Here is a 20,352-nt window from a genome sequence, read left to right as displayed (position 1 = left end):
CATATAAAAAAACTGCAGTTTTAATTATATTTTTTGATGATTTTCGATTAACAATGTTTAAATAAAATTTGCCGAATATTAGTATGGCAACAAAAGAGTATATATTATACAACCAAGTGTTAGAACATATAACACTATTCTTAAGCCATATAAACCAATCGTAATCATAGTTATTAAGCAATAAATAACCATACATGCCAATAGTTTCAACTACAACAACGAACCATAGATACCAAATGAAAATTTTCATTTGTTTATCACTGGTTTTAAAGTAATAATAAGTACCAGCTAAAGCAGCAATAAGCTCTACGATATGAATTGCTACTATATAATTTGACATTTATTGTGGATAATTAGCACTAGGTGGTTCTCCGCCACTTCCTTTATTTAAACCATCTGCTCCTTGTAAATCATTACCACCACTTTGCAAGGTTGGTAAAATAGCACCCTCAGAAACTTTTTTAGAACCTGTTGGTACAAAGAACATAGTCATTAAACCAGGTCCTTCTTTTGTGTCTGAATAGGCACCTGCATAAAGCCTTAAACCATCTAAGGTGTAACCCATGGTATCTGCTTGTTGTTTTGCATATGCGATATACGATTCTATTTCCTCTATTGAATACCATGACGATCTGTTATCAGGAGTTTTAATTAAGGAATCGCTAATAATAGTATGTCTGCTATTATAGGCTTGATCTAATGTTTTTATTTCTTCTGGTGAAATTAATCCCTTAGGTTGTTGCGCCATAAACTCTAAATTTTCATTACTTGTTAAATAATAATAGCTCCCGGCTATACCTAAAACCAGACCTATTAAAAGCGTTAATAGCTTTTTCATAATACAGAGATTTAATTGTTAGTTGAATCTAATGTATTGAAATTATGAAACAAATAAAACTATTATTAAATATTTTCCTACAAAATTACTCTTTTAATCTAAAGTTTATTGTATTTCCTGAAGTTTTTTGAGCAAGTTTATTAATAGCTTTTTCAGTTAACTGCAATACTCTTGGATATCCACCTGTTGTTTGGCAATCTCGCATCAAAACAATTAAGTTCCCTTTAGGAGTTAATTGCACTGTTCCTGGCAATACAGGAGCACTAAGTATTGGCAGTAAATTATTTTCAAGAGAAGGTTCTAGTTGAAAGGCCATTCTATTATTCAAATTACTAACCATATAATCAGTTGACAATAAGGTCTGTTTTTGATATTTATTAAGCATGTAAAACTCAGGGCCTTGATAGGATTCCAAAATATTGCAATCAATAACCGATTTATCATACTTTACCCTAGAGAAGGACTTTGAATCACTTAATTCTGGCTTGTAAGGGATACATTCGTCTTTTTGAATTACATTATGAGTTGAAACAGGTTTGTATTGACTTCTGCTCCCTAATATGACATCAGTTTTAAACCCACCTCTTATAGCCAAATATGCTCTTATACCATTTTCAGTTTTACCAAAACTCAAAATATCATTAGCCTGAACGGCAACAACTTTGTTAGATTTTATGGCAACATCATTTAATTTTGGAGCCATAAAAGCTCCTGACACAACTATCGAAGTTGGTTCTAGAAATTCAAATATTCCGCCAATTATGGTCATTTCAACCAATGCGGCATTTTTGTCATTACCTAATAGGGCATTAGCAAATCTACTGGAATAGGAGTCTATAGCACCAGAAACTGGTACCCCATACTTTCGATATCCAAATCGACCACTATCTTGAATGGTCGAATAAAATCCGGTTTTAAGGACTCTAAGCATTAAGCGTTGGTTTTAATACAAACCGACCAACATCAATCTGATGCTCAATTTCTAAATATTCGGACTTTGAAATTGGTTTAAACCTAATCAAATCTCCAGAACTAAAAATAGAAGGTGGATTGGTTTTTGGGTTAAAGAGTTCAATAGGAGTCTTACCAATAATATGCCATCCTCCCGGACTGTCCTGTGGATAAATTCCTGTTTGGTTTCCACCTATCCCAACAGACCCTTTTTCTACATATAAATTTGGGGTTGATTTTCGGTCTAAATTCAGCTTTTTATCCAACCCTCCCAAGTACAAAAAGCCAGGCAAAAACCCTATAAAATAAATGGTGTAATTTACTTTGGAATGAAGGTCTATAACCTCTCTCTTTGAGAGGTCTTTTTTACTAGAAAAATCATCCAAATCAACTCCAAAATCGTTGCCATAACACACGGGAATTTCCCATAAGTTAGGTTTTAGATCTTCAATATCAATTTCATTAATTTTTAATGATTTTAACCTCAATATTTCATCATTGATATTATCTATAGTGTAATCATATATAATTAATATTGAGTTAAATGCATTGATTATTTCAACACTTTGTTTAACATAATGACTCTGAATAATTTTTTTAAAATTCAATATACTTTTCAATATATTTGTATCAATAAGTGAAGGCCATTCAATTAAAATTGAGCGCTCGTTATAGCATGAAAATTTTAACTTATACTCCATAAAAACTTATTGAATTCTTACATTATATTTTGGTAATTCCTTGGTTAAAAAATCTAAAATATCAAATGCGTTTTTAGTATCTCCATGGACACAAAACGTAGATGCTTTTATAGACACTTCTACCCCATTAACTGCGGTTACTTTTTCGCGATGAATCATATTCAAAACATGATCCAATATTTTGGAGTTTTCATGTAAAATTGCGTTGTTGTTTTTTCGTGACACCAGCGATAAATCACTGTTGTAATTTCGATCTGCGAACGCTTCAAAAGTCACCTCTATTTTTTCATCTTTAGCAAGTTTTACAATCACAGACTTATAAGGAGCATAAAGTTGAATGGGCATAGCGATACTTTTAAAGACCTCAACTACAACTTTAGCTATTTTCTCATCTTTAGCAGCCAAATTATAAAGTGCACCATGAGGTTTTATATGATGTAATTGCACATTTTCTTTATAAAGTACTTCTTGTAAACTTCTTATTTGGGATTTTAAGCTACTAAATAAATCTGCAGCTGGCATATCACATGCAACCCTACCAAAATTTTCTTTATCCGGAAATGATGGGTGTGCACCAATTTTCACCTTATATTGCTTGGCTAACCTAACAACTTTTGTCATTGTTTCTAAATCGCCCGCATGACCACCACATGCAATATTACAAGATGATAAATAAGGCATAAGGATGTCTTCGTTATTCAACCCTTCACCAACATCTGCATTTATATCTATTGTTTTAAAACTCATATAAGATTAAAAACACTTAAAATTCCTTTCAATCCTAAAAAGATAGTAATAACCCAAATAATCAGGCCCAAAATATTCTGAAATTTTGTGTTTTTATAGATTCCCAATACCGTTGTTTTATTCATAACCCATAACAGAAACCCTACAATGATTGGTAACAATAAGCCATTTGCAACCTGTGCAAATTTTATGATTTCAATGGATTTAAAACTCAAAGAAGAAAAAATGACACCTAGCCCTAGGACAAACATCCATACAGCTCTAAAACGCCACGATTTTAAGTTGGCGCGCCATCCTAAGCATCCACTAGCTACATAGGCTGCTGCTAAAGGTGCGGTGATAGCACTTGTAAGACCCGCAGCAAACAACCCAATAGATAAAAAATACTTTGCGTTTGTACCAAAAAGTGGTTCTAGTGCCAATGCGAGGTCTGCTGCATTATTAATATTTTCAGTTTTAATAGCGGCTGCAGAAATGATAATACCCATAGATACCATACCACCAAGAACTACAGCTAAAATTGTGTCTTTTCTAGCTGATCCAATAGCTGAATTAGTTTTCCATTTGGTTTTAGCTAATGAGGCATGTAAAAACAAATTATAAGGTACTACAGTTGTACCAACAAGTGCCACAATAGTTAATATGCTTTCCTCTGGGAATTGAGGCACCAACATATTTTTAAGTATGCTTAAAACCTCCGGTTCAGTTAGTATTGCTGTTGAAAGAAATGCCAAACTCATCAAGATTACCAAACCCACCAAAACCCTCTCAAGTATTCTGTATTTTCCGAGGAACAAAAGCACGAAAGCTAAAAACCCTAATATCCAAGGAATCGCAGACACTTTATACTGAAACAAGTTAAGCGTTTGATGACCCACTAATGATTCTAAGCCCAGCGCCCCACCACTTATATTTCCCGCTTCGTAAGCTGCATTCCCAATAACAATGGCAGATAATATCAATATAATACTTAATGCTCTTAAAACTGGATTTTTAATTTCCTCTCGAATGACTTGAGAGAGTCCTTTTTGAGAAATAATACCCAGTCGTGCAGCCATATCCTGCAACACTATGGTGGCAATGACAGATAACACCATTGCCCAAAGCAAAGTATATCCAAAGTTTACGCCTGCCAAGGTGCAAACCGTCACTGTTCCAGGACCAATAAAAGCAGCCGCAACCAAAGGTCCTGGCCCAATATTTCGGAACCAGTTTTTCATTAGTTATTGATAGAATTTAACGCATAGATGGCAAAGCTCCCCAACCAATGACCACCCTCATAACTATCACCAACAATGTTTGGTAAAGAATAGTCAATATGCTTGTTTGCCAAATTTTGAAGATGGTTAAATTCCGGCAAGTCTTTAGCGATATAATTTAAACTCCAAGCTCTTGAAAAGTTGACACCATCTAAATGCACCAATTTACCATCTGTTCTATCCGATACTTTACCCACCTCAATATGCAAATCCTTTTGGCTAAGCTCCGGAAGAAAATCATTCATCCAAGCTAAAAATTTGTCTTTAGGCAACACACGTTTCATTAAGGCGGCTTCTTCTAAACATGGCGATAAAAAATCGAATCCGCTGGGTTCCCATTCCAGAGGGCAGTTCTGGTCATTTAAGTAGAAGTCTTTAGCACGCTTATCAATCATATTCCGCAACTCGACATTTTCTACTGCTAAAGCATAGTCGTAGGCAAAACTCAATCCAAAGGCTGTGTTTGGGTGCTCTCCTACTCTGATGGGATAATTCAATTTTGGCAGAAACTCAAAATAACGCTCCACAATTAAATCTGTAAGTGGCTGAAGATTTTCTTCTAGTATTCGGGCACTTGGATGATTCCACGTATGCAACTCTTCAGCCAGTTTAAGCAACCAAGCCCAACCATAAGTGCGCTCGTAGGACGTATTGTGTTTTCCCTTAAAATACAAAACCTCTTGCACTATATTTTCATTTGAAATGTTAGCTAATAATTTTTGAATAATAGCTTCACGATTATTCAAATCCGGAAATTCTTTCAATAGTTTTACCAAACTCCAATGCCCATGCACAGCCGAATGCCAATCAAAACAACCATAAAAAGCAGGATGCAATTCTTGAGGTGATTTTAGATCTTCATTACCTCCTAAAACCTGTCCTAGTTTGTTAGGATATTCTGTATTGATACAATGTATTGGTAACTGGGCCAAGCGATTGGCTTGCTCTAAATTGAGTTTTGGTACCGAAACTCTCTGAACCTGTTTTTGTGCTTCAAAAGTAGTTTCAATCGGCTTATCTTTTTGATTGTTACAATTATAACAAAGAAGAAGCACTATTATGATGATTTTGTATTTCATAGTTTATTTTGAAATTTATATGACGGCTTAATGCGAATTAGAAACATTACCCTAACCATCCTTCTCTATCCAGACTTCGATATTGAATGGCCTCACTAATGTGTGCACCAGTCACTTCTTCAGAACCTTCCAGATCTGCTATAGTTCTTGATACTTTTAAGATTCTGTCATAAGCTCTCGCAGAAAGGTTCAAACGTTCCATAGCAGATTTTAGCAATTCCAATGACTTTTCATCCAACTTACAATATTCACGTATTTGTTTTGTATTCATTTGGGCATTATAATGCACATTTTCTAAATCTTTAAACCGCTTCGTCTGTAACTCTCTTGCTGCAGTGACGCGCTGTCTAATCTCTACTGACGACTCACCTTTTCTATCATCTGAAAGTTTTTCAAATGGCACTGGAGTAACCTCAATATGAATATCGATACGATCTAAGAGTGGGCCTGAAATTTTACTCAAATAGCGCTGCATTTCTGCGGGACTAGAGGTTACCGGTGCATCAGGATCGTTAAAATAACCACTAGGACTAGGATTCATACTGGCAACTAACATAAATGAGCTGGGGTATGTCACCGTAAATTTTGCTCTGGAAATCGTGACCTCTCTGTCTTCCAGAGGTTGTCGCATCACTTCTAGCACTTCTCGTTTAAATTCTGGTAACTCGTCTAAAAACAGTACCCCATTATGAGATAAGGAAATTTCACCAGGTTGCGGATAGCTCCCACCACCAACTAAAGCGACATTTGAAATGGTGTGATGTGGACTTCGAAAGGGTCGTTGCGCCATTAAACCTGTATGATCTTTTACACCACCAACCACCGAATGAATTTTAGTCGTTTCCAAAGCCTCATGCAATGTCATTGGCGGCAAAATACTTGGCAAACGTTTAGCTAGCATTGTTTTACCAGAACCTGGCGGGCCAATAAGAATAATATTATGCCCACCTGCTGCCGCAATTTCCATGCAGCGTTTTATGCTTTCCTGACCTTTGACATCTGCAAAATCGAATTCTGGAAAATCAAGATTTTTATAAAATTCCTCTCGTGTGTTTATAATGGTTTGTTCTATGGTTTCACCTTTATCAAAGTGATTAATAACTTGCGTTATATTATCTACACCGTAGACCTTTAAGTCATTTACGATTGCAGCTTCTTTAGCATTTTGACTAGGTAAAATAAAACCCTTAAATCCTTCTTCCCTAGCTTTTACAGCGATAGGCAGCGCACCTTTTATAGGCTGTAAACTGCCATCTAGAGACAACTCCCCCATAATGAGATAGTCGTCTAGATTTTCAGTTTTTATTTGATTAGATGCTGCTAATATTCCAATAGCCAAAGTCAAATCATAAGCCGAACCTTCCTTACGCAAGTCGGCTGGTGCCATATTAATAGTAATCTTCTTTCCTGGAATTCTGTAACCGTTATTTTGCAAAGCTGCAGCAATACGGTAATTGCTCTCTTTTATGGCATTATCTGGAAGTCCAACCAAGTGATATCCTACACCCTTATCCACGTTAACTTCTACGGTTATCGTCGTGGCCTCTACACCAAAAACGGCACTTCCAAATACTTTTTTAAGCATAAATAATTGGTTTGCTTAAATCTACAAATTAAAGTTGATTTACAAAATCTAAAGCACGTTGCTCGTTATAGTACACATTCCCTTTATCTATAAATCCAACATGCCCACCGTACTTTGGCATTTCTAAATGGAGGTTTGGGTTTTGTTTGGCCTCTCTTACCGGATAGCATTCTGCAGATAAAAAAGAATCATTAAGTGCATTAATTATTAAAGTGGGAATATTAATATTTGACAAATATTGCAAGCTACTGGCCTGCTCATAATAGTCCAAGGCATCTCTAAACCCATGTGCTTTTGAGGTATACACATCGTCAAAGTCGGCTAAAGTTTTAATAGCATTAAAATCTGCAGTAGAGATATCCTTAGGGAATTGCTTCAACTTAGGCTTTAACTTGGTTTTAAGATGTGCCAAAAACCGAATCGCATAATGTCGATTTTTTAAATGCATTAAGGCATCACATGAACCTTTTAAATAGCACGGTGAAGAAACAGCGATAATTCCCTTTAATTCCTTTGGAAGGTCATCTCGTTCGCCTACATATTTTAAAGCCATATTGGCTCCCAGACTAATACCTTTAACATAAATTTCTTTGTGTTGATCTTTCTCTAAAATATGGCTTATAACTGATTCTAAATCTTCGGTAGCACCCGAGTGGTAACTTCTAAATAATCGGTTAGGCTCACCACTACAGCCTCTAAAGTTTACGGCACATGCATCTACACCATTTTCATTGAATAGCTTGGCAGTCCCTGTAATGTATGGCCGTTGTGCATGGCCTTCTAAACCATGTAATAGAATAATTACTTTTTTTGACCGTTGTTTAGCATAGCTCCAATCTACATCTATAAAATCCCCGTCTGGGAGTTCAATGCGCTCTCTGATTTGTTCTAAACCATTAACTGTTCTGGCCAATCCTGAAAAAACCGTAGACACAAAGCTCTTCTTCGCCCAAAATGGAGGTTTATATGTTGACTGGATAATTGGCACTTATACAACTAAAAAGTGATGCATACAATTATTTTAAAACTGTAAACTCAATTGAGGAATCATTAAAAACCCTATGCGTTTGCACTTTAAAATCTTCTTCTTTGGCTTCAAAAATATTATCTACATAAGTTTGTGGATTGGCATCTATGTAAGGAAAGAATGTACTCTGAACTTGTACCTGAATCTTATGACCCTTTTTAAAGGTGTGAAACACATCTTGCAATTTAATATTCACCGCCGTCTTTTGATTCGGCACAAAAGGTTCTGGTTTTTCCATACTATTTCTAAAACGGCCACGTAGCACTTCACTACGCACCATCATGTGATAATTACTTAACTTTAAATGATCTTGTACATCTTCCGTGTTTTCTGTATCTGAAGGAAAAATATCAATTACTTTTATAATCCAATCGGCTGCAGTACCCGTAGTAGACACATTTAGTTTAGCTAAAATATCACCAGCAAGCGTAATATCCTCCTCTAATATTTCAGTTTCAAAAGTCAATACATCTGGACGTCTTGACGCAAAACGTTGATCATCCGTCATGAACTTACGCGGTGTAAAAACCACCTTAATATCTTCAATATAAGGCACTGGTTTTTTAGGGTCACTGATAAAATCTGATGTCGCGATGTTTCTTGTCGCACGTTGCGTTAAACGCTCATACGGTTGCAAAAAGTAGCTTTCTTTAGACGTGTTTTCTGGTGGCCAACTTTCAAAGGATTCCCATCTTTTAGTACCTGTATTAAACATGTGGGCTTCTGGCAATCCGGTTTTGCCATCGCCCTCACCTTTTAAGAAATGATTAAAGAATTTAGTTTCAATTTCCTTTTGAAAATAATCCGAAATGTTATCACCGAAGTAAATATTACCTATAACTTGTCGTTCTCTAGTTCTTGCCCAATCTCCATGACTCCATGGTCCAAATACGACAGTATTGTAATTATTACTATTATTTTCAATACTTTTATAGGTATTAAAAGGGCCATACAAATCTTCAGCATCAAACAAACCACCAACGACCATTGTTGCTGGCTTAATGTCTTTTAAATGCTGAACAATCCCTCTACTTTTCCAGAAATCGTCATAAGTGACGTGTGTTTTTAGCTGTTCCATAAACACATTGGTACTATCGTAGAATTTATTCAATTTACTTAAAGGCATATGATTCAAGAAAAATTGGTGCTGATCTTCGGTACCTATATCTGGGAATTCATACCAAGATTCGGTAGTAGGTTTATTCTTCATATAACCAAAAACTGAAGTCGCTCTCCAATAACTCAGTAAATAGGCTCCGTTGTGGATAAAGTCATCAAAAAAGAAATCCCCAATACAAGCTTGTGGAGAAACCGCCTTTAATGCTGGGTGGGCATCTAAAAGCGAATAGGTGGCATAAAATCCAGGATACGAAATACCATATGTACCAACCTTGCCATTATTATTTTCAACATTATTGATTAACCATTCTATTGTATCGTAAGTATCACTTGCTTCGTCTGTTTCATTTCCTGATTTGTTTGGAATGTAAGCACGCATATTATCGTAAACCCCTTCACTATTCCAACGGCCACGTACATCTTGGTACACCATAATATTTCCTTCTTCCATCAGATATTTGTTGGGTCCAATCTTACTTCTAAAGTTATCCTCACCATAAGGTTTACAACTGTATGGAGTTCGCATCATTAAAATTGGATATGTTTTGGAAGTGTCTTTTGGCGAATATATGGTAGTATACAATTTAATACCATCTCTCATGGTAATCATGACCTCTTTTTTGGTGTAATTATCCTTTACAAATGTATCTTCAACTTTTGCTGTTTCGGGATTTTCAAGAGCTTGGTGTTTTTCTTCTTTGCAACTTACAAGTGCAACAAATAACAATAAAATAAGGGTAAAATTCTTAATCATAATTGGGCTGGATTTTTTCGAAAAGCTCAAAGATAACCTTTTAATACTATACAAAAGTTTGAAGAAAATGTTAAGATGTAGCCAACATTAGGTCCGTAAATTCAAACTTTCCTCCATCAAACAAGCCTTTATCACTCAGTTTTAAAGCCGGTATTACCAACAAAGCCATAAAGGATAAGCTCATGTATGGTGCATGAAGTTTAGAACCCATATGTTTCGCCATTTTATCTAAATCTGCATATTGTTTCCCAATGGTTTCGGCATCTTTATCGCTCATAATGCCTGCTACAGGCAACGCAACCACCTTTTGCTCAGTATTGCTTATGGCACAAATACCTCCTTCATTTTCGATAATAAGGTTAACTGCTTTACAAATGGCCTCATCAGATACTCCAACAGCAATAATATTATGCGAATCGTGGCCAACTGAGCTTGCTATAGCACCTTCTTTAAGTCCAAAATTCTTAATGAACGCCATAGCTGGCCTATAGTTTTGATAGCGGTTTACGACCGTCATTTTTAAGATGTCGTTTTCTGTGTTTGAGACTAGATTGCCATCTTTAATAGTCGTATTTTCAATGATTTCCTCAGTAACTAATTCACCATCTAAACATTCAATCACTCGGATTTGCTTCGCGTTAGATTCAACTCTAAATTCTTCAACTGCTTTTTTGTTGGTATTGAAGTTGTTTAAGTTTTCGAAGTTGACATGCTTAATTTTAGATTCACCGTAATCATAAACCAATTCGCCATTAATATAGGTTTGAAGGGTTTTAAAGTCGGTTAAATCTTCAACCAGAATACAATCCGCAGTGTCACCGACTTGCAATAAGCCAACATCTAAATTGTAATGTTTAACTGGATTGACGCAAGCCGTCTGAAGGACTTTAAAAATGTCATTGCCCTTAGTAATTGCCCTAGCGCACAGCTGATTAATATGCCCAATTAATAAATCATCTGGATGTTTATCATCACTACAGAACATCATCTTTTGGTAGTGCTCATCTAACAAACCAATCAAAGCTTCAAAATTTTTGGCAGCACTACCCTCTCGAATAATGACTTTCATGCCCTTTTGAAGCTTTTCTAAACCTTCATCGTGAGTAAAACACTCGTGATCGGTAGAAATACCTGCAGAAATATATTTAGTCAGATCGTCACCTCTCAAACCTGGTGCATGACCATCAATGGGTTTATTGTAATGTTTTGCCCATTCAATTTTTTTAAGCACCTCGGAATCGTCGTAAATCACACCTGGATAGTTCATCATCTCGGCTAAATATTTAATATCTGGATTGGCCATTAAAGTTTTGATACCATCCGAATCTATTATAGCTCCAGCCGACTCAAAAGAAGTTGCAGGCACACAACTTGGTGCTCCAAAATTGAACTTTAATGGCGTTTGCTTTCCGTTTTCTATCATAAATTCCACACCTTTTACACCAAGCACATTGGCAATTTCGTGCGGATCAGAAACTGTGGCCACTGTACCGTGCTTTACTGCTACTTTAGCAAATTCTGATGGCACCAACATGGAGCTTTCGATATGGATATGGGCATCCACAAATCCTGGTAAGATGTAGTGGTTTTCTTCACAATACTTTTCCTCAATTGATTTTATCTTACCGTTTTCTATGGTGATTTCACCTTTAAAGATGCTCTGGTTTTGAATATCTACAATGTGTCCTTTAAGTGTCATAAATATTAATAAGACTTCTCGACTGTGCTCGAGGCGTCAGTAGATTAAGCTTTTAATTCTATTTTTAAAATTTGATTTGTTTGGTCTGAAACCTTAAAACGCTCATCAGCTCTTCTCCCAACAACCCAGACTATTTTATTTTCTGAAGTTAAAACCCAAGTGTTTTCTTTCTCAATAGGTGTTAACTTTTCATCTTTAAGATATTTACTAACTTTCTTTTTGCCTTTAAGCCCCAATGGATAAAAGATATCTCCTGTTTGCCATTTTCTGACCTGCAATGGGTATTTCAATTTTTCAGCATCTGCAAAAATGGTCGTCTTAGAATTATCTTCAAATGAATCTTGATCATCAAAATATAAAATACCAATTGGTGTTTTCACAGAGGGATTATCTTTTGCAACAAATAGAGATTCTTCACTTTGCCCCGAATGACACAGTTCAGTTAGAATTAGAAATTCACGATGCTTGGTGAGTTTGTGGGTATTAGACGCCACATACTTTCCTGTTTCTGCCTCTAATAAATTCACAACATCGTTCCACTCAGAAAATCCATAATCCTTAAACATTTCAAATAAATAGGCTTTAGGATTATTTACTTTTTTGAATTCTGATACTTTGAATGTAACATAATTTTCATCTATCCGCTCTATGGCTCTTTTTGCCACCGCATTCAGACTTTCTTCCACAATATCTGCAGTATCGTTTAAATGTTGCAACGTGCTCTGAAAACTATCTATTAATTGTGGATTAATCTCCTTTAGAATCGGCACCACCTCATGCCGCAATTTATTCCTTAAATACTTTCTTGATGTATTGCTACTGTCCTCTCTCCATGATATGTTTTCAGCTTTTGCAAACGTTTCAATGCCTTCTCTAGAAAACGGCAACAATGGTCTGGCAATATTATCATTTAGTGCGGGGATTCCTGTTAACCCGTTGAGTCCTGTGCTTCTGGTAAAATTGATTAAAAATGTTTCGAGATTATCATCTGCATGATGCGCCGTTAAGATATAATCAAAGTTTAGTTGTTGTGCTAATTCCGAAAACCAGTCATATCGCAACTCTCGTGCTGCCATTTGAATAGAACATTTGTTTTCTTTCGCATAGGTCTCCGTATCAAAATTCTGAATAAAAACTTCAACATCCAATTGGTCCGCCAAATCCAATACAAACTCTTCATCGGCATCGCTTTCTTTTCCTCTTAAATTGAAATTGCAATGCGCCAAAGCAAAACTGATGTTGAGCTTCTGGCAAAGATGAGCCAATACCACACTGTCAATGCCACCAGAAATAGCAATAACACATTTGGCACTGTTCAAAAATGAAAAATTGGTATTTATATGAGACTTAAAAGCATTTAGCATAATGTAAATATACAATAATGTGAGTGGCTTTTAATTCGTTAAAAATGATAAAAATCATACTGCATTGATTCCTTTATTGGTAACTTTAGAAATGTAATTTTAAAATCATGGTTATGAGCACTTTTAAAGAACTCTCATCAAAATCTGCACAAACTGCTTTTGATAAAAAAGTACTTTCGGCAGTGCAACATCTACACCCATACGTAAAGCATAGAATTTATATTGCGGAATCAACAGGGATACTACCAAAAAACATGTACTCCTCTAATGGAATAATAGATGAATGTATCATACAACTTTACAGTAATGGCTTTAATATTGAAGCCGAACGTATGGCCGTAAAACTAGAACTATTCAAACTTGTTGATAACTACATGAACGAACTTTTTAAAAAAGAAGTCTTTCATAAAAATACGATAAGCACCGACGAAATTAGAAAAAATGAAATTGCTAAACTTGGAGAAGATTATACCATTGATGCCGATTTAGATCTTATTCTTAATACCGAATTAAACGATATATCTTACAGACAAGATATGGATAATGAGTTGTATTTATATGAAGATAAAGAAACTTCTATCCTTAAAGCTTTTGAACTAGAGAATTTATCTAAAACTCAATCCCCAAAAGTGTTTGGACGCTTTTATAGTTGGTTACCTATAAATATTTCAAACATTGTGGATTTGTACATTTTTGGTAATCTGGACTTTGAAGACATTGCAAAGATTAAAAACATTGCAACGTCTCGTGTTGAGCTCATCTTTGATAAGGTCAAAAAGAGTTTTAGGAGCCATTTGGAATAAAAACCATGTATTGACTAGTTAATACTAAAAAAATAAAACCCATCAGTCCCATTTCTTGTGTAGGTATCACCACAGTTTTGAAATCGTATCCTATCCTCTAATGTATTATAGCTACTGAAGATGTTGGCATTGTTTTCTTGTTCTAAATTAAAATAACTATCTCTAGCATTGACAATACAATAATCGCCTGGTGTATTAACTGAAACCCCTAAACGGTACTGATAAAATTGATTATCATCTGTGAGCTGAGGCAAACAATTTATTGCGTTGGAACAACTATTAAAACTGTAAGCTTCTCCAACATCATAAATGACTTCGGCATCATTAAATACTTGCGCATTGAGCATTGACGAATTATTAAGTTTTAATACAAACAATCCATCTAAAAATACTTCAGCATCTGTAATGAGCTCTGGTTCTTCTGTTTCTGTACAAAAATCTACTAGCATAGAAGTGGTTCGCGCATTAAGCCAAATTGTTTCGTTTTGCTCATATGATTCAGCATTATTTTCAACATTTACAATATAGCTCTCAGGGTTATCAATACCACAAGTATCCTCCTCTGGTTCACAAAGTATAGCCATAAGAAAAGGCGAGAGCAGCAAAAATTTGAGATTTCTCTTCATCATGATTTAGCTATTAAATTCAAAATTATAGATGAAAAAATACTGAGAAGGTTGCGTTGATAGCCAAAGTTTTTTAATGCTCCAAAACTTCGCGCATCGCTTTGGCCTTTACCAAACATTCTTCATATTCCTTTAAAGGATCACTTTGTGCTGTGATAGCGCTACCCACAGAATATGACAAGTAATTATTGCTGGCATTGTAAAGGATACTCCTAATGACTACATTAAAATCAAAATCGCCATCTGGTGAAAAATAACCTACCGCACCTGAATATAAGCCACGTTTGGTTTCCTCTAAATCTTCAATAATTTTCATTGCCGAAATCTTTGGTGCACCTGTCATGCTGCCCATAGGAAACGTTGTTTTTAAGACCTCTACAGGATATGTATCATTTGATATTATTGAAGTTATAGTTGATATCATTTGATGCACCTGCAAGAAAGAATAGACCTTGCATAATTCCTCAACCTTAACGCTGCCTTTAGTTGCTGTATGCGACAAGTCATTTCTTACCAGATCTACTATCATGATATTTTCGCTGCGTTCTTTAGGATCATTTCCTAAATCTTTCGCTAATTTTTGATCTTCTTCCTTGTCTTCTGAGCGTCTTGCTGTTCCTTTTATAGGTTGGGAAATGACCTTGTTTCCTATTTTTTTAAGATAACGTTCTGGTGAAGCAGACATTAAATATTTATCAAACGTCTTAAAAAAAGTAGCGAAAGGAGGTTTTGAAATTTGATTCAACCGATTGTAAGTCTCCAACGGATTTATTAAGGAATCTTCGGCATAAAATTCCTGACAAAAATTAGCTTCATAAATATCACCTCTGTGAATATGAGCTAACATCGTTTTTACTTTTTCAAAGTATTCGTCCTTATGAATTCTTAGTTTTACCTTGATAGTATCATGGGAGTTATCTGCATCTTCCGAAATGACAGTTTGATTGATATTAACAAAATCATTTTGAATATCATCATCAACTATGTTTAAATATTGGAATTCTACTGTATCGCCTTTAATAAAAATTATTTTTTTAGGCTGAAAGAAATACAATTCCGGGAATCCTAATCCATCAAAATTATGAGACTCCAAGTCTTCAACTGAATTTTTCAAATCATAACTGAGGTAACCGAAAATCCAATCTTTTGTCGTTTTCTGGTACTCATCTAAGCGCTCGAAAGCATTGGTATAATCAGTCTGTAAGCTCGTAAAGGCATCTACAGCCAAAATAGCATCATAATCAGTATAGCGCTCATTATGATTATTAGAATCCAACCAAACAACATCATCAGATTGTTGTGCCCAAAACAACAACTGCTGCTTAAAAACTTCAGGATTTAATAATGTTTGCTTATATGATGTTCTCAATAGGGTAAATTAATGTCGTAAAAATAATGAGAATACCTATTCTAAGGTATAAGAATTGTATATTTCAATAAAAAAATAAAATCCATGCCTTTTATAGAAAACAACCTGCTAAGAATTGAGGTTAATCAAATAGGAGCTGAGCTGTGCAGTATACGGTCCACTAAAAACAACATCGAGTTTATCTGGGAAGCCAATCCTGAGGTCTGGGGAAGTCATGCACCCAATTTATTTCCAATCATCGGCTCCATGAAAGAGAATAGCTATATCTATGACGGTCAAAAATACAGTATGCCAAAGCATGGTTTTGTAAGACATAACAAAGACTTTAAAATGATTTCTAATTCAAATTCTGAAATGACCTTCCAATTAAAATCAAATGATCAATTAAGAGCTATTTACCCTTTTGAGTTTGAGTTTTTGATTACCTATGAACTGAAGGATAATGAACTTTTGTTACATCATACCGTAAAGAACAAAGACAATAAGACTATGTATTTTTCATTAGGAGGGCATCCTGCTTTTGCTTGCCCTGTGTATGAAGAGGAAACCTATACTGATTATTTTTTAGAATTTGAAAGCGAAGAAACCAGTAAATCCCATTTGCTCAATATGGCCACAGGATTGGTTACAGATAAAACAAAATCTGTTTTTAATTCACCAAATACCATAAACCTCCATGGCGAATTATTTAATGAAGATGCGTTGATTTTTAAGGATTTAAAATCGAGACAAGTGGCATTAAAACACCAAGACAAAGGTGAAGTTTTGAAAGTTAATTTTGAAGGCTTTCCTTTTTTAGGCATTTGGGCAAAACCAAACGCACCTTATGTTTGTATTGAGCCTTGGATTGGCATTGCAGATTCAGAAAACACTAATCAACTACTCAAAGACAAAGAAGGCATTGTAGCTTTAGAAGCCAATGAAACCTTTAGCGCTACCTATAGTATAACAGTAAATAGCAGTTTGCTAAACTGATATAGATTATAAATGGTAGCTTTGCACAAAATCCATACCTGTGACTTTTCAAGATTTAAACTTAAATACCCCTTTATACAATGCCATTGAGGACTTAGGATTTGAAACTCCTACTCCAATTCAGACAGAAGCATTTAACATTATTGCCTCAGGTAAAGATGTAGTTGGTATTGCACAAACTGGTACTGGTAAAACCTTTGCCTACATGTTACCTATTTTGCGTCACCTCAAATACTCTAGGCAAGACAACCCAAGGGTTTTGGTTTTAGTACCAACGAGGGAGTTGGTTGTACAGGTGGTTAGTGAAATTCAAAAACTATCTAAGTACATTAACAATCGTGTTTTAGGGGTTTATGGAGGCACAAATATTAACACACAAAAACAAGCGGTTGCCCAAGGCTTAGATATTTTAGTTGCTACGCCAGGCCGTTTGTACGATCTTGCTGTTAGCAGAGTTCTACAACTTAAATCTATTCAGAAATTAGTGATAGACGAGGTTGATGTGATGTTAGACTTAGGATTTAGGCATCAACTAATGAATATTTTTGATATTCTACCAGAACGCAGACAAAACATTATGTTTTCGGCAACAATGACTGCTGATGTTGATGAGTTGATTACTGATTTTTTTATCAACCCTACAAAAATTCAGATTGCAGTTTCTGGAACTCCTTTAGAAAATATTAAGCAACAACGCTATAATGTCCCGAACTTTTATACCAAGGTTAATTTGCTGGAATATTTGTTGAGCGATAAAGATGAATTTTCGAGAGTATTAATCTTTGTAGCTTATAAGAAAATGGCAGATCGTTTGTTCGACAAGCTTGAAGAGCTCTTTCCTGGTGAATGCTGTGTGATTCATTCTAACAAAACACAAAATTACAGACTTAGAAGTATAGAACAATTTAGTGAAGGAAAACACAGATTATTAGTAGCTACAGATGTCATGGCAAGAGGATTAGATATAGATGATGTGACACACGTTATTAACTTTGACACACCTGATTACCCTGAAAACTACATGCACCGCATTGGTAGAACCGGCCGTGCAGAAAAGTTAGGGCATACCTTATTGTTCTCTACTGAAAAAGAACAAGATGCACGAGAGCGCATTGAAGCTTTAATGCAATTGGATATTGATTCACTTGATATTCCTGAAACGGTAGAAATTTCTAACGAATTGATTGAAGAAGAGCGTCCTCAGATCCGAGAACGAAACAACCCAACCAAAAGAAGAAAAGAAGATGTAGCAGGACCGGCTTTTCATGAAAAGAAAGACAAAAATAAAAAAGTAAATTTAGGAGGTTCTTACCGAAGGGAAATTGCTAAGAAATATAAAAAGCCTAAAACCAGAGGTGATAAGAATTACAACAAACGAAATAAGAAGAAACGTAAGTAACAAAATACTGATCACTCATTTATTTGATTTTCGACGTCTTGGAGATGATGCTGTAAAGCTTGTGTAGAAATTTGGATTTCCCTGATTAAAAGCGCTAAGGACAAAATGAGCAACAATAAGGCAATACCAAACACCCACGTTGCTAATAATTGCTGTTCTATATAAATCAAAAACATAGTTAGAACACAGAGTAAAAGACTTGAAATACCAAATATTTGCATCCATCGTGTAAGATTCAATCTCAATTTTAAATTGTTAATCTGTCTTACAAGTGCTTCTTCCTTTCGTTCTAAGTATTTATCGCTAAGGTTTCTTATAATAGCCGCATAAGCAAGAAATCTATTAGTGTAGGCCAACATAATCAGAGATATCGCAGAGAATAATAATGCTGGCGTTGTAAGTGTTAGAGCTTCCATGTATATTTTTTTCAAAAATATTGATTTTAAAACAGATGTTCATATTTAAACTATGCATGTCATATACAAATTAGTAATTTACCTTTTATCGAATCGCCGTGCACAGGCTTTTTAATGCACTATTTTTTTTATAACTTTCCCTAAATAAAAGTCCATATCTATCGTTATAATAGTCGCTAGACTGTCATTATTAACTGCTTAATGAGCGTAAATCTTCATAATACCATACCTAATCTAAATGCTTTTGATTACGAACGCCATTATGATTCGCATTTCATAAATCAGCAATGGGTGCTGGTAAATGGAATCTCTAAAAAGAAAGCCATTTATACGTTTAGAGATAATAATGTTTTAGAAATTGAAAGAAAAGACACAACCATAAAAACATCTTGGAACCTAAGCATTCAAAATATCTTTACTATTGAAACCGAAGATGGCACCATTACTGTTAAAGCTTATTTTAAAGATGATGATATTTTGGTTTTAAACCATCAAGACAAAGAAGAATTTGCCTTATATATTAATACAACAAATTATTCTGAAGAGTTAAATTCGATTGAGGATATTCAGGAGTATTTGAAAGAAAAATACAAAAAGAAGGTGAGTAAGGTCATACACAAACACGAGTTCTACTACATTTCAAAATCTAAAGAGTTTGGCCCGTGTACCGTTGAAGAACTCAAAGCGAAGGTAGATAATGATGACATTAGTGCTTACTGTTTTGTTAGAGACATCAATGAAGACAACTACGCTAAACGCTTAAGAATTATAGATTTAGTGCAAGAACTTTAATTATCTTTATAAAATTCATATTTAGCTAATTCTAACTTTACCACGGCTTCCCAATGCTCTTGAGTTTCTTGCTTATCACCACGTTGTGTCTCTTGATCGTAACGTATTTGCCTTAACTCCATCTCTCTGAACACCTTTTTAAATATTGCTTGTGCGGCAGTCGCATTGCTACTTTTAATTTTTGCATCTGCCAATTCCTTTCTCAACTTTCTTGAATAAATCTCTGTAATATCAAAGTGTATTTGTTCATGTCGAAGCACATAATCATTTCTGCCGTCTGGAACTACCCAACTATCATAAGTATTAAAAACGCTTTGAACAAAGACTTTACCATCTTTGAATAAATTTATACCTGTTTCATAACCAAAACCGGAATTTGTTAGCGCTAGGGTATTGGGATAATTTAAAGTGTCAGGGGTTCCCTTAAAATCGTCCCAAGTGAGTTTCCTATCTGCACGCCATAAGATCTTTGTTTCGTACTCTTTTGGATTTAATACATAATAAATATTGGCTTTTAATCTATGGCAAGTACTTCGCTTATCTGGTGTTTTATGTTCTGTTATTTTTACCAAATTAGCACCAGCATTTCTGGCTAACGCTTTAAGATTTAAAACATTTTCGTAGTAAGTACAGTTAACTGACAATCCACCATCCTTAGCCGCAATTGACCCTACCAAATCCTCATCTATAGGTTGATCATCAGAAATATCTAAAACAACTATCAAATCATTTTCAGATAATGTTGGACGTGTTTTTAATATGGTACTTTTCAATTGAGGTGCACAGCTAAAACATAATAGCACTAACAAATAAGCAAACAATATATTCTTCATAATCGCTAAAATAAAA

At 35.0% G+C, this 20,352-nt stretch carries 19 protein-coding genes; 4 read left to right on the top strand and 15 right to left on the bottom strand.

Annotation, left to right across the window (positions count from 1 at the left end; translation table 11 throughout):
- Positions 1-340: 340 nt before the first annotated feature.
- The 11 genes from ACFQ1K_RS09880 to tilS form a co-directional block, all read right to left on the bottom strand.
- The gene (locus ACFQ1K_RS09880) at positions 341-838 is read right to left on the bottom strand and encodes a hypothetical protein (RefSeq protein WP_320555939.1); all 498 of its coding nucleotides are present in this window, start codon (positions 836-838) and stop codon (positions 341-343) included.
- An 85-nt stretch (positions 839-923) separates the two neighbouring features.
- Positions 924-1,769, bottom strand: a complete 846-nt coding sequence (locus tag ACFQ1K_RS09875; RefSeq protein ID WP_320555940.1) for a 5-oxoprolinase subunit C family protein — start codon at positions 1,767-1,769, stop codon at positions 924-926.
- Complete coding sequence (gene pxpB / locus ACFQ1K_RS09870; protein WP_320555941.1) at positions 1,762-2,490, bottom strand: 5-oxoprolinase subunit PxpB; 729 nt, start codon at positions 2,488-2,490, stop codon at positions 1,762-1,764. The genes ACFQ1K_RS09875 and pxpB overlap by 8 nt, the downstream gene beginning before the upstream one ends.
- Before the next feature lie 6 nt (positions 2,491-2,496).
- Positions 2,497-3,237, bottom strand: coding sequence for a 5-oxoprolinase subunit PxpA (gene pxpA / locus ACFQ1K_RS09865; protein WP_320555942.1), 741 nt, complete (start codon positions 3,235-3,237; stop codon positions 2,497-2,499).
- On the bottom strand, positions 3,234-4,457 hold the full coding sequence (locus tag ACFQ1K_RS09860) for an Nramp family divalent metal transporter (protein ID WP_320555943.1): 1,224 nt from the start codon (positions 4,455-4,457) through the stop codon (positions 3,234-3,236). The genes pxpA and ACFQ1K_RS09860 overlap by 4 nt, the downstream gene beginning before the upstream one ends.
- Positions 4,457-5,575 (bottom strand): DUF2891 domain-containing protein, encoded by a 1,119-nt coding sequence (locus ACFQ1K_RS09855; protein ID WP_320555944.1) that lies wholly within the window; start codon positions 5,573-5,575, stop codon positions 4,457-4,459. The genes ACFQ1K_RS09860 and ACFQ1K_RS09855 overlap by 1 nt, the downstream gene beginning before the upstream one ends.
- Positions 5,576-5,621: 46 nt before the next feature.
- Positions 5,622-7,160 carry a YifB family Mg chelatase-like AAA ATPase gene (locus ACFQ1K_RS09850; RefSeq protein ID WP_320555945.1) on the bottom strand — a complete coding sequence of 513 codons (1,539 nt, stop codon included), beginning with the start codon at positions 7,158-7,160 and terminating at the stop codon, positions 5,622-5,624.
- Positions 7,161-7,188: 28 nt separating this feature from the next.
- A complete protein-coding gene (locus ACFQ1K_RS09845) occupies positions 7,189-8,148 on the bottom strand; it encodes a YheT family hydrolase (protein WP_320555946.1) in 960 nt (319 codons plus the stop codon).
- 28 nt (positions 8,149-8,176) lie between these two features.
- The gene (locus ACFQ1K_RS09840) at positions 8,177-10,060 is read right to left on the bottom strand and encodes a CocE/NonD family hydrolase (RefSeq protein ID WP_320555947.1); all 1,884 of its coding nucleotides are present in this window, start codon (positions 10,058-10,060) and stop codon (positions 8,177-8,179) included.
- Between the two features lie 70 nt (positions 10,061-10,130).
- Complete coding sequence (gene ade / locus ACFQ1K_RS09835) at positions 10,131-11,759, bottom strand: adenine deaminase (RefSeq protein WP_320555948.1); 1,629 nt, start codon at positions 11,757-11,759, stop codon at positions 10,131-10,133.
- A gap of 44 nt (positions 11,760-11,803) precedes the next feature.
- A complete protein-coding gene (tilS, locus tag ACFQ1K_RS09830) occupies positions 11,804-13,078 on the bottom strand; it encodes a tRNA lysidine(34) synthetase TilS (protein ID WP_320555949.1) in 1,275 nt (424 codons plus the stop codon).
- Positions 13,079-13,236: 158 nt separating this feature from the next.
- Between tilS and ACFQ1K_RS09825 the strand changes: the two genes are divergently transcribed.
- The gene (locus ACFQ1K_RS09825) at positions 13,237-13,926 is read left to right on the top strand and encodes a hypothetical protein (protein WP_320555950.1); all 690 of its coding nucleotides are present in this window, start codon (positions 13,237-13,239) and stop codon (positions 13,924-13,926) included.
- A 14-nt stretch (positions 13,927-13,940) separates the two neighbouring features.
- Here the strand turns inward: ACFQ1K_RS09825 and ACFQ1K_RS09820 are convergent, their stop codons facing one another.
- Both ACFQ1K_RS09820 and ACFQ1K_RS09815 read right to left on the bottom strand, forming a co-directional pair.
- On the bottom strand, positions 13,941-14,555 hold the full coding sequence (locus tag ACFQ1K_RS09820; protein WP_320555951.1) for a hypothetical protein: 615 nt from the start codon (positions 14,553-14,555) through the stop codon (positions 13,941-13,943).
- Positions 14,556-14,625: 70 nt separating this feature from the next.
- On the bottom strand, positions 14,626-15,921 hold the full coding sequence (locus ACFQ1K_RS09815; RefSeq protein WP_320555952.1) for an anthranilate synthase component I family protein: 1,296 nt from the start codon (positions 15,919-15,921) through the stop codon (positions 14,626-14,628).
- A gap of 84 nt (positions 15,922-16,005) precedes the next feature.
- On the opposite strand from ACFQ1K_RS09815, the gene ACFQ1K_RS09810 reads away from it, so the two are divergent.
- Positions 16,006-16,896 carry an aldose 1-epimerase family protein gene (locus ACFQ1K_RS09810; protein WP_320555953.1) on the top strand — a complete coding sequence of 297 codons (891 nt, stop codon included), beginning with the start codon at positions 16,006-16,008 and terminating at the stop codon, positions 16,894-16,896.
- A 40-nt stretch (positions 16,897-16,936) separates the two neighbouring features.
- A complete protein-coding gene (locus tag ACFQ1K_RS09805) occupies positions 16,937-18,295 on the top strand; it encodes a DEAD/DEAH box helicase (RefSeq protein ID WP_320555954.1) in 1,359 nt (452 codons plus the stop codon).
- Between the two features lie 11 nt (positions 18,296-18,306).
- Here the strand turns inward: ACFQ1K_RS09805 and ACFQ1K_RS09800 are convergent, their stop codons facing one another.
- The gene (locus tag ACFQ1K_RS09800) at positions 18,307-18,711 is read right to left on the bottom strand and encodes a DUF2721 domain-containing protein (RefSeq protein ID WP_320556055.1); all 405 of its coding nucleotides are present in this window, start codon (positions 18,709-18,711) and stop codon (positions 18,307-18,309) included.
- A 201-nt stretch (positions 18,712-18,912) separates the two neighbouring features.
- Here ACFQ1K_RS09800 and ACFQ1K_RS09795 point away from each other — a divergent pair, with 201 nt between their 5' ends.
- Positions 18,913-19,503: a hypothetical protein gene (locus ACFQ1K_RS09795; protein ID WP_320555955.1), complete on the top strand. Its 591-nt coding sequence runs from the start codon at positions 18,913-18,915 to the stop codon at positions 19,501-19,503.
- On the opposite strand, the gene ACFQ1K_RS09790 is transcribed toward ACFQ1K_RS09795, so the two are convergent.
- Positions 19,500-20,336, bottom strand: a complete 837-nt coding sequence (locus ACFQ1K_RS09790) for a DUF922 domain-containing protein (protein ID WP_320555956.1) — start codon at positions 20,334-20,336, stop codon at positions 19,500-19,502. The genes ACFQ1K_RS09795 and ACFQ1K_RS09790 overlap by 4 nt on opposite strands.
- Positions 20,337-20,352 lie beyond the last annotated feature (16 nt).

The sequence above is a fragment of the Winogradskyella aquimaris genome (assembly GCF_042676105.1).
Lineage (GTDB): Bacteria > Bacteroidota > Bacteroidia > Flavobacteriales > Flavobacteriaceae > Winogradskyella > Winogradskyella aquimaris.
This window is presented reverse-complemented; position numbering and strand designations above follow the sequence as displayed.